Below are 11,980 nucleotides of genomic sequence, written 5' to 3' on the forward strand. Positions count from 1 at the left end.
GCAAAGAAAGGAGTGAAGTTGAACACCAACCATAGCCGTCACTGGCGCGGACCCCGAAAGAGGCTCCCGCGTGGACTGGCACAGGCGGGCCTGCTGGGTATGGGGGCGACGCTGCTGACCGGCTGTCAGTCTCAGCAGCTGCTGACCTTCGGCGACATGGCGTCCGCGTACAACCGCGAGATTCTGTGGATGAGCATCCCGGCCATCGCCCTCTCGATCATCATTTTTGTAGGGGTATCTTGGGCGCTGTTCTACACTGTCCGCCGCTTCCGTGAGGAGCATAACGATGCCGCCCCGCAGCAGTTCCACGGCAACAACCGGCTGGAAACGGTCCTGGTGGTGGTGCCCGTGCTCATCGTGATGCTGCTGAGCGTGCTCACGGTGCGCTCGATGGCTCGCCTCAACCCCGTGCCCGCCAATGCCGAAAAGATCGACGTGCTGGGCAAGCAGTTCTGGTGGAACTTCGGCTATCCGGGCGCGCCTGCAGCGGCAGGCGGCAACGTGACGAACGGCAACGAGATGGTGATGCCCACGGGAAGGCGAGTCGCCCTGACCATCACGAGCGGCGACGTCATCCACGCGTTCTGGGCACCCAACCTGGGCGGGCAGCGCGACGCGACCCCGGGCACCCAGAAAACCTGGACCATCGACACCAGCCGTCCGGGCGTCTACCAGGGCAACTGCAACGTGCTGTGTGGCGCCAGCCACGCCAACATGCGTTACAAGGTGATTGCGCTGCCGCCTGACCGGTACGAGTCCTTTTTGGCGGCGGCCCGAGCCTACCGCGCGCCGACCCCGGCCCCCGGCAGTGCCGAGGAGCGTGGGTACAACCTCTTTATGCAGGGCAAGCCCGCGACGGGTGCCCTGGCCTGCTCGGCCTGCCACCGCGTGCAGGGCACACCGGCGGCGGGTGCGGCGGGTCCCGACCTGAGCTTCTTCGGCACGCGCCGCACGCTGGGTGCAGGGATGTGGGAGGGTGAACGCGCTCGGGAGCTCCTCATTCCCTGGATCGCCAACAGCCCCCGCCTCAAGCCCGGCAGCCTGATGCCCCCCTACGACGGCAGCACGTACACCGTGAACGGGAAGGTCCAGCAGGGCGGGCGGCTGACCCCGCAGGAAATCGCCGATATCGCCGCCTACCTGCGGAGCCTGCGCCTGCCTGAGGAAGCCGACTACTGGCGTGGTGTGCCGGTCGTGGACACTGAAACTCTTGCGCAAGGAGGCAACCCGTGACAGTTCACCCTGCTCCGCCGCCCACCGCTGTGACCACCCAACGGGGAGCGTGGGAGGTCATCAAGGACTACATGATGACCACCGATCACAAAAAGATCGGCCTGCTGTACATCATGACGTCCATTTTCGCCTTTGGCCTGGCTGGCCTTTTGGCGGTCGCCCTTCGCCTGCAATTGGCGCTGCCCGACCTCACACTGCTGGTGGGGAACACCTATAACCAGGTGCTTACAGCGCATGCCGGCATCATGATCTTTTTCTTCCTGATCCCGATTGGGCTGTTTGGGTTCGGGAACTTCTTCCTTCCGCTGCAACTTGGCGTGCGTGACGTGGCCTTGCCGCGCGTAAACACCTTTGCGGTGTGGCTGTTTGTCTTCAGCCTCATCCTGCTGCTGGCGGGTCTGTGGAATGGGGGGCTGCCGGGCGTCGGCTGGACCTTCTACTACCCGCTCTCGGTGGACGCCAACCAAACCGGCGTGAGCGTGTTTATGGTCGCGGTGATCCTCAACGGGATCGGGTCTCTGCTGGGCAGTGCGAACTTCGCGGCCACCGTGATCAACCTGCGAACGCCCGGCATGAGCCTGTGGAAGATGCCGATCTTTGCCTGGTCGATTTTCGCGACCAGCCTCCTTCAGCTGGTGAGTCTGGGCGGCCTGACTGCCGCCGCGCTCGTCACGTACCTGGAAATCAAGCTGGGCCTTTCGATGTTCAACCCCGGCATCGGCGGCACGCCCATCCTGATGCAGCAGTTTTTCTGGTTCTATTCGCACCCCGCTGTGTACGTGATGCTGCTGCCCTACCTGGGGATCGGTGCGGAGATCGCCTCGACGATGGCGCGCAAGCCGCTGTTCGGCTACCGGGTGATGGTGTACTCGCTGCTGGGCATCGTGCTGGTTTCGCTGCTGGTGTGGGCCCACCATATGTTTGCGGTCGGGCTGCCCGAGTCCTGGCAGATCGCCTTTGCCATCGCTACGCTGCTCGTGGCCGTCCCCACCGGCGTCAAGATCTTTAACCTGATCGGGACCCTGTGGGGCGGGCGCATTCTGATGAAAACACCGACCTACTGGTTGGTGGGCTTTATCTTCAACTTCCTGGTGGGCGGCATTACCGGCGTCTCGCTGGGCATGATTCCCTTTGACTACCAGGTCACCATGTCCTACTACGTGGTGGCGCACTTCCACAACGTGATGATGTTTGGCACGGCGTTCTTGGCCTTTGGAGGCATCGCCTACTGGTGGCCCAAGATGACCGGGCGCTTCTTGGATGAGAAGCTGGGGCTGTGGCACTTCTGGCTCATCATGGTGGGCTCGTGGATGACGTTCCTGCCGCAGTACATCCTGGGTCTGCTGGGGATGCCCCGCCGCTACTACACCTACCCGGCGGGCAACTTTGGCTGGACCGAGCTGAACTTCATCTCGACGCTGGGTGCCCTGACGCTGCTGGCGGGCGGCATTGTCTGGGTCTACAACATGCTCCAGAGCCTGCGGCGGCCCATCACTGCCGGGCCCAACCCCTGGGGCGGCTTCACCCTGGAATGGACGGCCGCCTCGCCCCCGGCGCCCTACAACTTCGCCCACGAGTTCCCCCGCACTTTCCCGACGGAGCGGCCCCTCTACGACTGGGAGAAGAACGGCGAGCGGTTGATCCCCCTCGATCCGAAGAGCATTCACCTGCCGGTCGACTCCATCTGGCCCTTCATGACCGCCCTCTCGCTGCTGCTGATGGGCTACGGGCTCTCGTTCGGCTGGTTTACCAACTACACGCCGGCAGGTGGCCTGCGCCCCTTTGGGGAAGCTGGTCTGAATTTCCAGATCGCGACGGTCTTGCTGTACCTCAGCATTCCCCTCTTCCTGTACGCTCTCTTCAAGTGGGCGGGCACCCGTGAATACGCGGTGCCGGTCGAGCACCATCACCTCACGAAGTATGACAACGGCTTTATGGGAATGGCCTGGTTCATCATTTCCGAAGTCGGGCTCTTTGGGGTGCTGATCGCTGGATACGTGTACCTGCGCCTTATCGGGGCTGCCGAGCCGCCCGCGCTGCGCCCCTCCATCTGGCTGGCCGCGCTGAATACGCTCATCCTGGTGAGTTCCTCCTTCGTGGTCCACAAGGCCGAGCAGGATCATCACCACGGCCGCTACACCTGGTTCCGGCTGGGCCTCTTTATCACGCTGCTGCTGGGCGCACTCTTTATGATCTTCCAGGTCTACGAGTTTGCGCTGTTTGGCACCGAGAGCGACTGGAAACAGAACCTCTGGCAGTCGTGCTTCTTTATCATCGTCGGCCTGCACGGCCTGCACATCCTGATTGGCGGGACCGGCATCGCCCTGCCGTACTACCAGGCCCTAACCGGCAAGATGGACAAGTACAATCACGGCTCGCTCACGGCGGCCAGCCTCTACTGGCACCTTGTCGACGTGGTGTGGCTCCTGATCGTGGCGATCTTCTACGCCTGGTGAGGAAGCGCCAGCTTCCAGCCCGGTCACAGAGCGGGGAACGTGCAAAAGCGTTCCCCGCTTCCTTTGTTGCCGGTCGCTGAAGCTGGTGGCCTCCAGGGACACCCCGCCCCTCTCCCCTCCCCTAGCCTGCATCCCATGAAGTGGCTTACGGCGGCGCTCCTTACCCTGGCGGCGGTTTTGGGAGGTCTCCTGCTTTTCCGCAGCTTTGCCCCGCTTCCCACCGGCGGTACGGCGCTGGACGCACCGGTCACGCTGCCTGCGCTCCGGCTGGTGGACGACCGGGGACAGGCCACCACCCTCAACGACTCAGGCGGAAAACTGCGGCTGGTGTTCTACGGCTTTGTCCGCTGCCCGGACGTCTGCCCGGCAACGCTGGCCGCCCTCAAGAACATCTATGCGGGCCTCAGGCCGGAGCAGCGGGAGCGGGTGCAGGTGCAACTGATCACGGTGGACCCGGACTATGACCGCCCAAAGGTGCTGCGCGACTATCTGAACCGCTTCGACCCCGCCTTTACCGGCCTGACGGGAAACGCTGCCACCATCGATGAGGCGGCGCGGGTTATGTTTGTGACCAACGTCAAGCCGCAACCTGCCCCGCAAAGCCATACAGGCCACACAGAACAGCACGGCCACGAGGCCCAGACCACCGAGCTTCGGGCTGGAGCCAACGTGGCCGCCCGAATCCACGGCGACCAGGTGAGCGTGGTGGACCCGCAGGGCCGTTTCGTGCGCGTGTACAACAACGCCGAAGTGATCGGGGGGGCTCTCGAGCACGACCTACCGGCCCTGCTGCGCCTCTACAGCCGCTGAGGCAGCCTCCCTGCCTTCCCTCCCTCCTCGATTTCGGAAATAGCGTAATATAGGCCCATGACCGAATCGCTCGACGCCGCCCTGCGCCCCAAAAGCCTTGCGGAGTACGTGGGCCAGGCGCGGCTCAAAGAGAAGCTCAGCGTGTACCTTCAGGCGGCCAAAGGCCGACGGGAGGCGCTGGATCATACGCTGCTTTTTGGGCCGCCCGGCCTGGGCAAAACCACCCTGGCCCACATCATCGCCTACGAATTGGGCGTCAATATCCGGGTGACTTCGGGACCTGCCATCGAAAAGCCCGGGGACCTCGCCGCCATCCTCACCAATTCGCTGGAGGAGGGCGACGTGCTCTTTATCGACGAGATTCACCGGTTGGGCCGAGTGGCCGAAGAGCACCTTTATCCGGCGATGGAGGATTTCAAGCTGGATATCGTGCTGGGGCAGGGCCCAGCAGCCCGCACCATCGAGCTGCCGCTGCCGCGCTTTACTCTGGTGGGCGCAACGACCCGTCCCGGCCTGATCACCGCGCCCATGCGCTCACGCTTCGGGATTATCGAGCACCTGGAGTACTACACGCCGGAGGAAATCGGCATCAACCTGCTGCGCGATGCCCGCCTGCTGGGCTTCGGGCTGAGCGAGGAAGCGGCCATCGAGATCGGCGCGCGCTCGCGCGGCACCATGCGCATTGCCAAACGGCTGCTGCGCCGGGTGCGCGACTATGCCGACGTGGCGGGCGAGACCACCATCGAACTTGCCCGCGCGCAGGACGCCCTGGACCGGCTGGGCCTGGACACAGCGGGCCTCGACGAGCGTGACAAGAAGTACCTCGAAACGTTGATTCACCGCTTTGCAGGCGGCCCAGTCGGCGTGGATACGCTCGCCACCGCCATCAGCGAGGACGCCCTGACGCTGGAGGACGTGTACGAGCCCTACCTCATTCAGCTCGGCTTCATCAAGCGCACCCCACGTGGGCGCGTCGCCACCGCGCACGCCTACGACCACCTCGGGCTACCCGTGGGCCAAGCAGACGAGGGGCTGGGGCTCTACACGAACTGAAGGCCGTGAGGGCTGAGAGCGGCGCCCGCGAAAGCCAGGGCTGCTGGGCTCTGTCCCCTCGCTACACTTGCCGCATGACCGCCCCACAAGTCCAGATGTTCGGCCTCAAGAAAAGTGCCGCCACCCGTGCCGCCGAGAGATTTTTCAAGGAGCGGCGGGTCAAGGTGCAGTTCGTGGACCTCGGGCAAAGGCCCATCGCCCGTGGCGAACTCGCCCGCTTTGTCCAGAAGTTCGGCCTCAACGCGCTGCTGGACACCGGAAGCAAGGCGTACGAGCGCAGCAACCTCGCCTACCTCCGCACCACCGAGGAAGGCCTCATCGCCCGGATCCTCGAGACGCCGGAGCTGCTGCGCCTGCCGCTGGTGCGCGGCGGCAAGGTGCTCACGGTGGGGGAAGACCCGGAGGGCTGGGCGCGGATGCTGGAGGGCCCGAGAAGCTAGCGGGCCAGCAGACGCTGGGCGCTCGGGCGGGGTTCCTCCTGGGGCAACACCGGTTCGACCCGAACGCGGGTGTTGTGAAAGGTGCTTCCCCCGCCCAGATCGGTGAGCGTCTGCGCGGTGACGGCATTGATGCTGGTGCCGTCCGGGGCGCTGAGGCCCCACCACGTCCCCTCCACGACGGCGACGCCGGGCTGAGCCGCCTCCGTCACCTTGACGCGGCGGGTGGCCTGCCCCACCTCACTTTTGATCACGGCGTATTCACCGTCGGCCAGGGCGTAGGCTTCCGCGTCGGCGGGGTGGATCAGCACGTGCGGTTCGCTTCCCTCGGCGCGGGTGAGGTTGGGGAGGTTGCCGTAGGTGCTGTTGAGGAAGTGGTGGGCCGGGGGAGTCAGCAGGCGCAGGGGATACTCGGCGTTGAGCACCGCCCGCGGTTCGCGGTACCTCGGCGCGGGCGCGAGCTGCACTCGGCCGCTGGGTGTCTGCGCGCCGTGGGCATAGGGCAAGAAGGGATCGGGGAGCGTCAGACGCACACTGCCCTCCGCCTTCAGGCGTTCAGGCGTGATGCCCGCCAGGTACGGGTGACTGGTGTTCAGCAGTTCGGCCAGCAGCTCGTCCACCGTCCAGTACACGCTGGGCTCGGTGACACCTAGGCGGCGGGCAAGCTGCTGAAACACCCAGCTGTTCGGGCGAGCCTCGCCGGGTGCCGGCAACACGGCGGGGTTGTAGCCCAGCCAGTGGTGGCCGTAGCTGGTGTACACGTCGGGGTGTTCCATAAAGGTGGTGGCGGGCAGCACGTAGTCCGCCAGCCGCGCCGTTTCGGTCATCGCCTGTTCCAGCACGACGAGCAGCAGGTCATTCCGCGCCAGCCCGGCCCGTACCCGCTGAGTGTCGGGCGCCACCACGGCCGGGTTGGTGTTGTAGACGATCAGGGCACCCAGGCCAGCCTCGGGAGCGAGGGCGCTGGCGAGCTCATTCATGTTGACGTGCGGCACGTCCTCACGAATCAAGTGTGCCCCGCCCAGCCGCGAGCGGTTGAGCGGGAAGGCCCCGCTGGTGCTCAGCACCACGCCTCCGCCCCGGTACCGCCAGTCGCCGGTCAGAGCCGGAATCAGGGTCACGGCGCGCAGATTGGTACCGCCGTGCTCGTGCCGGGTCATGCCGTAGCCCACCCGGATGTAGGTCGGCCGGGTGGTGCCGATGGCGTGGGCGAGGTCGCGGACCTCCTCCACACTCAGGCCGGTGACCTGGGCGGTGCGTTCGGGGGTCCACTCCTGCGCCGCCTCGCGCAGCTCCTCCACGCCCTGCGTCGCCTCCCGGATGTACGCCTCGTCGGTCCAGCCGTGCGCGAAGAGCTCGTGCATCACACCCAGGGCAAGAGCGGCATCGGTGCCGGGCTTCAGCTTGAGGTGGGTATCCGCGTACTGGCTGGTGCGGTTGCGGTACGGATCGATGTGGAGAATGCGCGCTCCCGCCTTACGGGCAGCGGTCATCTGCGGCGTGAGGTGGCTGTGGGTGCTGAGGGCGTTGATGCCCCACAGCACGATCAGGCGAGCATGCGGCACATCCAGGGGATCGACGCCGTAGCGGGCGCCGTAGCCCAGCGCCCAGGCCGCCGTACCCGCGGTCGCGCAGATCGTCTCGTCCAGTTCTGGGGTGCCCAGCGCACGCCACAGGGCGTGAGCGTGTGAACCCTCCATCAGGCCCATCGTGCCCGCGTAGTTGTAGCGCAAGATGGCCGAGGGGCCACGGGTGTTCAGCAGGGTTTGCAGGCGGGCCGCGATATCGTCCAGAGCCTCATCCCAGGTCACGCGCTCAAAGCGGGGCTCGGGGTCCGTTTTGGGATTCACCCGCCGCAACGGGTACAGCGGCCGCTGTGGGTGGTGTTGCCGAGCTGGGTAGTGCACCGTCTTGGCACAGGCAAAGCCCTTGGTATAGGGATGACTCGGGTCGCCCGTCAGCTTCACGGCCCACTCCACGCCGTCCTCACCGCGGCTGAGGGTGACCCTTAAGCGGCAGGCATCCGGGCAGTCGAGCGGGCAGGTGAGGAGAACTTCACGGGTGAAGGCGGCCATGGGGGGAGTCTACGCGCGCGTCGTCACCCGCTCCAGCACCACACTCACACAGGCGCGGAACCCATACGGACGTTCTGGCCTGCGCACCCACCGAAACGGCCTTTTCTGCATCCATTTTTCGACCAGCCCGCGCGTTAGAATCGTTTGGTGATTGCCAAGACCTACACCACGCTGCTGGGCGGACGCGAGCTGAGCATCGAGACCGGCCGGCTGGCGAAACTCGTCAGCGGCAGCGTCACGCTGCGCTACGGTGACACGCTGCTCCTGGTGACCGCCCAAGCCCGCGAGGAGACGAGCCCCCTCGACTTTCTGCCCCTCACCGTGGAGTTCGAGGAACGCCACTACGCGGTGGGCAAGATTCCGGGAAGCTTCCACCGCCGCGAGGGCCGCCCCGGCGAGCGAGCGATTCTCTCCGCGCGCCTGACTGACCGCCAGATCCGGCCGCTCTTTCCCAAGGGCTACCGGCACGAGACACAGGTGATCATCACCGTCCTGAGTGCCGACCAGCAGAATCTTCCGGATGTGCTGGGGGCCATCGGGGCATCGGCCGCCCTCAGCATCAGCGACGTTCCCTGGCAGGGGCCAACCGCCTGCGTGCGCGTGGGGCTGGTGGGGGGTGAGTACGTGGTCAACCCCACCGCCGATCAGCTGATTCGCTCCAGCCTCGACCTGGTGGTCGCCGGCACGCGGGACGCCGTGCTGATGGTGGAGGCGGGCGCGCAGGAGGTCGACGAGGAGACGCTGGTGGGAGCGATCGAGTTCGCGCACCGCGAGATGCAGGGCGTGCTGGAGCTGATCGAGCGGATGCGCGCGGAGGTTGGCCGCGAGAAACTCAACGTTCTGGCGGAGGGCGACCTGAGCGCGGACCTGGTGCCGGAGCTGGCCGAGGCCGCGCGGGGGGCAGGTCTGCGGGACGCGCTGCTCACCGTGAAGAAAAAGGAACGCAGCGCGAACCTCAAGGCGCTGCGCGACCGCCTGATCGAGGAGCGTTTGCCGGACGGTGAGGTCGAGGGTGCCGAAGAGAGTATCGTGGCGCTCAAGGCGGCTTTTGCCAAGGTAGAGAAGCAGGAACTGCGCCGGCTGATCCTGGAAGAGGACCTGCGCGCCGACGGCCGCAATTCCAAGACGGTGCGCCCGATCTGGATTGAGGTGCGGCCCCTGCCCCGCGCGCACGGCAGCGCGATCTTCACCCGTGGGGAGACGCAGGTGCTGGGCATCACCACGCTGGGCACCGAGCGCGATGAGCTGCTGGTCGACGACCTGACCGGTGAGGCCTCCGACCGCTTCCTGCTGCACTACAACTTCCCGCCGTACTCGACCGGCGAGGTCAAGCGCATGGGCGGGCAGTCGCGGCGTGAGGTGGGCCACGGCAACCTGGCCAAAAAGGCGATCCGCGCCGTGCTGCCCGCTTTTGAGGACTTTCCCTACGTGATCCGCGTGGTGGGCGAGGTGCTGGAGTCAAACGGGTCGAGCAGCATGGCGACGGTGTGTGCCGGAACCCTCTCGCTGATGGACGCGGGTGTGCCCCTCAAGGCTCCGGTCGCGGGCGTGGCGATGGGCCTGGTGATGGAGGGCGAAAAGTACCGCATTCTGACCGACATCCTGGGCCTGGAAGACGCGCTGGGTGACATGGACTTCAAGGTCTGCGGCACCGCCCAGGGCATCACAGCGCTCCAGATGGACATCAAGGTGGGCGGCATCACCCCTGCGATCATGCGGGAAGCGCTCGCGCAGGCCCGCGAAGGTCGGCTGCATATCCTGAGCAAGATGGCCGAGGTGCTGCCCGCGCCGCGGCCCGAACTCTCTCCGACCGCGCCGCGCATCCTCACCCTCAAGATCAATCCCGAACTGATCGGCAAGGTGATCGGGCCCGGGGGCAAGCAGGTGCGCGAACTCGAAGCCATGGGGGCGCAGGTGACCATCGAGGAGGACGGTACCATCCGCGTCTTCAGTGCGGACGGCGGAGCCGCCGAGGCGGTGCGGCAGAAAATCGAGGGCCTCACGAAGGAGGCGCGGGTGGGCGAGGAGTACGAGGGCACCGTCGTCAAGACGGCTCCTTTTGGCGCCTTTGTCAACCTGTTCCCCGGCCAAGACGGCATGCTGCACATCTCTCAGCTCAGCGAAGAGCGCGTCAACGCCGTTGAGGACGTTCTCAAGGTGGGTGACAAGCTGCGGGTGAAAATCGCCAACATCGACGAACGTGGCAAAATCGACCTGATCCGCCCGGAACTTGAGGGCAAGATCGCTCCCCGCGAGCCCCGCCCCGCCCGCGGGGGTGGTGACCGCGGGCCGCGTCCACCCCGGCGCGAGTAAAGGACCCAGCGCGGGCCGGCTGCACGGCGCTCCCCTGACCACTTTGGGCGGGGAAGGCGAGGCAGGCGGCCTGCAACGCTAGAATCCTGTTCATGAGGCCCGCCTACCTGACTGCCGCCCGCCACCTGCAACTGGGTCGTGAGTGGGCCGTCGAGGGGGATCAGGAGCGGGCGCTCGAGGCCTACGAAGAGGCCCTGAGCCTGCTGCGCACCCTCCCGCCCGAGCGCACGCGCGACGTGCTGCTGGCCCACACGCACCTCGCCTTTTACCAGACACTCGCGCTGGTGGGAGCGGAAACCGGGCAGCGCCACCTGCACCTGGGCGTGAGCTACGCCCGCTCCACTCGTGACCCCCTCGCCCGCGCGATCGCAGAGGAGTGCCTCAGTGGTCTGAACGCCGTGCTGTAGGGGCCTTACAGCCCGCCCGGCAGTTGCAGCTGCACGTCGGTGCGGCCCTGGGCCTTGTCGTGGGTGCAGACGACGGGCAGCTGACCCAAGGGGGCACTTTGTCCCGCGATGCGGATATCGGCGGGTGTGGTCAGGGTCCAACCCCCACCGGGGACTGTCTGGATACTGCGCACCCGCTCGGCCGGTTCGGCGGCAAGTTCGGCCACCAGGTTCTGGTTGGGCTGCAGCTGTCCGGCCTGCTGGAGAACAGTCTTGAGGGTGGTGAGCTGCTGGGCCTCGTGGAGCCCTTCCTTGCAGGCTTCTAGGAACTTGAACTTGCTGATGCCATTCGCAGCGGGGTCACTGTAGTAGGGATTGGCCCGTACGGTCAGCGCAGTCACGAAGCCCAGCAGCAGCAGGCTCAGCAGGATAGCGACCCACAGCAGGGTACGGCCCAGGCCGCCGTGACGTTTGGAAGAGGTCAACTCGCTCATGTCAAGCCAGGATACCCCGAGCAGCCTGGAGAGAGGACACTACCACTCCGCAACCTCGCGTGTGACGCCGGCGAGACCGAGGCGGGCCAGGGCTCCAGCGACCGTCTCTCCAGTTAAGGGGTGCACCAGCGCGGGACTGAGGTCCGCCAGCGGGGCCAGCACAAAAGCGCGCTCCCAGGCGCGGGGATGGGGCAGCGTGAGCCCTGGGGTATCGCAGACCTGCGCCCCGTACAGAATCAGGTCGAGATCGAGCGTGCGCGCTGCCCAGCGCTCCCGGCGAACGCGCCCAGCCTGCGCCTCGATGCGGTGCAGCGCGGCAAGCAGCTCTTGCGGAGAAAGCTCAGTCTGCAGCCGCACAGCTGCGTTGAGATAGTCGGGTTGTCCCGGAGGACCGCCGACCGGCACAGTTCGGTAAAGCGCACTCGTGCCGGTCAGGGTCCCCAATGACGCTAGGTGCTCGCGCGCGCGGTGGAGCGTCGCCAGGGGCTCACCCAGGTTGGCGCCCAACGCGATAAAGGCCGCCTCGCTCATTCCCCCTGCCGCAGAGTCAATTCGGCGTATACGTCGCGGAACACGCCCGGCAGCGGCGCAAAGGGCTTATGAACACGCACGGTGACAGTTTCCAGTCGGGGATGGTCACGCAGCAGACGGCGAGCGATGCGGTCGGCCAACACCTCGATCAGCTGATGCCGTTCGCCGGTCACCTCCTCACGGATAGCGTCA

Annotated in this window: 11 protein-coding genes (1 of these 11 running past the window's edge); 7 read left to right on the forward strand and 4 right to left on the reverse strand. The window is 66.1% G+C overall.

The features are described 5' to 3' along the window. The first annotated feature begins 18 nt into the window (after positions 1–18). From coxB to EI73_RS07165, 5 genes are all read left to right on the forward strand, one after another. Positions 19–1,233: a cytochrome c oxidase subunit II gene (gene coxB, locus EI73_RS07145; protein ID WP_369699456.1), complete on the forward strand. Its 1,215-nt coding sequence runs from the start codon at positions 19–21 to the stop codon at positions 1,231–1,233. After that, the gene (locus EI73_RS07150) at positions 1,230–3,689 is read left to right on the forward strand and encodes a cbb3-type cytochrome c oxidase subunit I (protein ID WP_034385512.1); all 2,460 of its coding nucleotides are present in this window, start codon (positions 1,230–1,232) and stop codon (positions 3,687–3,689) included. Before coxB ends, EI73_RS07150 begins: the two co-directional genes overlap by 4 nt. Before the next feature lie 135 nt (positions 3,690–3,824). Continuing rightward, positions 3,825–4,499 (forward strand): SCO family protein, encoded by a 675-nt coding sequence (locus tag EI73_RS07155; RefSeq protein ID WP_034385514.1) that lies wholly within the window; start codon positions 3,825–3,827, stop codon positions 4,497–4,499. Between the two features lie 57 nt (positions 4,500–4,556). Next, positions 4,557–5,552 carry a Holliday junction branch migration DNA helicase RuvB gene (ruvB, locus tag EI73_RS07160; RefSeq protein ID WP_034385515.1) on the forward strand — a complete coding sequence of 332 codons (996 nt, stop codon included), beginning with the start codon at positions 4,557–4,559 and terminating at the stop codon, positions 5,550–5,552. Between the two features lie 74 nt (positions 5,553–5,626). Beyond that, complete coding sequence (locus EI73_RS07165) at positions 5,627–5,992, forward strand: ArsC/Spx/MgsR family protein (RefSeq protein WP_197050750.1); 366 nt, start codon at positions 5,627–5,629, stop codon at positions 5,990–5,992. Here EI73_RS07165 and EI73_RS07170 read toward each other — a convergent pair. After that, entirely contained in the window at positions 5,989–8,064 is a 2,076-nt protein-coding gene (locus EI73_RS07170; protein WP_034385518.1) for a molybdopterin oxidoreductase family protein, read from the reverse strand. The two genes, EI73_RS07165 and EI73_RS07170, sit on opposite strands and share 4 nt — an antisense overlap. 147 nt (positions 8,065–8,211) lie before the next feature. On the opposite strand from EI73_RS07170, the gene pnp reads away from it, so the two are divergent. Next, on the forward strand, positions 8,212–10,377 hold the full coding sequence (gene pnp / locus EI73_RS07175; protein WP_034387887.1) for a polyribonucleotide nucleotidyltransferase: 2,166 nt from the start codon (positions 8,212–8,214) through the stop codon (positions 10,375–10,377). 92 nt (positions 10,378–10,469) lie between these two features. After that, complete coding sequence (locus EI73_RS07180) at positions 10,470–10,784, forward strand: hypothetical protein (RefSeq protein ID WP_034385520.1); 315 nt, start codon at positions 10,470–10,472, stop codon at positions 10,782–10,784. Positions 10,785–10,789: 5 nt separating this feature from the next. Here EI73_RS07180 and EI73_RS07185 read toward each other — a convergent pair whose 3' ends face one another. The 3 genes in view from EI73_RS07185 to folB are tightly spaced (at most 39 nt apart) and all read right to left on the reverse strand, a layout consistent with a single transcriptional unit that may run on beyond the window. Next, on the reverse strand, positions 10,790–11,257 hold the full coding sequence (locus EI73_RS07185) for a hypothetical protein (protein ID WP_034385521.1): 468 nt from the start codon (positions 11,255–11,257) through the stop codon (positions 10,790–10,792). A gap of 39 nt (positions 11,258–11,296) precedes the next feature. Next, positions 11,297–11,788: a 2-amino-4-hydroxy-6-hydroxymethyldihydropteridine diphosphokinase gene (gene folK, locus EI73_RS07190; protein WP_034385522.1), complete on the reverse strand. Its 492-nt coding sequence runs from the start codon at positions 11,786–11,788 to the stop codon at positions 11,297–11,299. After that, a protein-coding gene (gene folB, locus EI73_RS07195; protein ID WP_034385524.1) for a dihydroneopterin aldolase crosses the window boundary here: on the reverse strand, positions 11,785–11,980 show its 3' portion. It continues 164 nt past the right edge of the window; only the last 196 of its 360 coding nucleotides appear in the window; its start codon lies beyond the right edge, outside the window — the gene reads right to left on this strand; it ends in the stop codon at positions 11,785–11,787. Before folB ends, folK begins: the two co-directional genes overlap by 4 nt.

It is taken from the genome of Deinococcus sp. YIM 77859 (assembly GCF_000745175.1).
Classification (GTDB): domain Bacteria; phylum Deinococcota; class Deinococci; order Deinococcales; family Deinococcaceae; genus Deinococcus.

Bases quoted from the DNA above. Each gene is read 5' to 3' on its own strand.
- EI73_RS07165 (WP_197050750.1), top strand. From the start codon at position 5,627: ATGACCGCCCCACAAGTCCAGATGTTCGGCCTCAAGAAAAGTGCCGCC.
- folK (WP_034385522.1), bottom strand. From the start codon at position 11,788: ATGAGCGAGGCGGCCTTTATCGCGTTGGGCGCCAACCTGGGTGAGCCC.
- EI73_RS07170 (WP_034385518.1), bottom strand. From the start codon at position 8,064: ATGGCCGCCTTCACCCGTGAAGTTCTCCTCACCTGCCCGCTCGACTGC.
- EI73_RS07180 (WP_034385520.1), top strand. From the start codon at position 10,470: ATGAGGCCCGCCTACCTGACTGCCGCCCGCCACCTGCAACTGGGTCGT.
- EI73_RS07155 (WP_034385514.1), top strand. From the start codon at position 3,825: ATGAAGTGGCTTACGGCGGCGCTCCTTACCCTGGCGGCGGTTTTGGGA.
- ruvB (WP_034385515.1), top strand. From the start codon at position 4,557: ATGACCGAATCGCTCGACGCCGCCCTGCGCCCCAAAAGCCTTGCGGAG.
- EI73_RS07185 (WP_034385521.1), bottom strand. From the start codon at position 11,257: ATGAGCGAGTTGACCTCTTCCAAACGTCACGGCGGCCTGGGCCGTACC.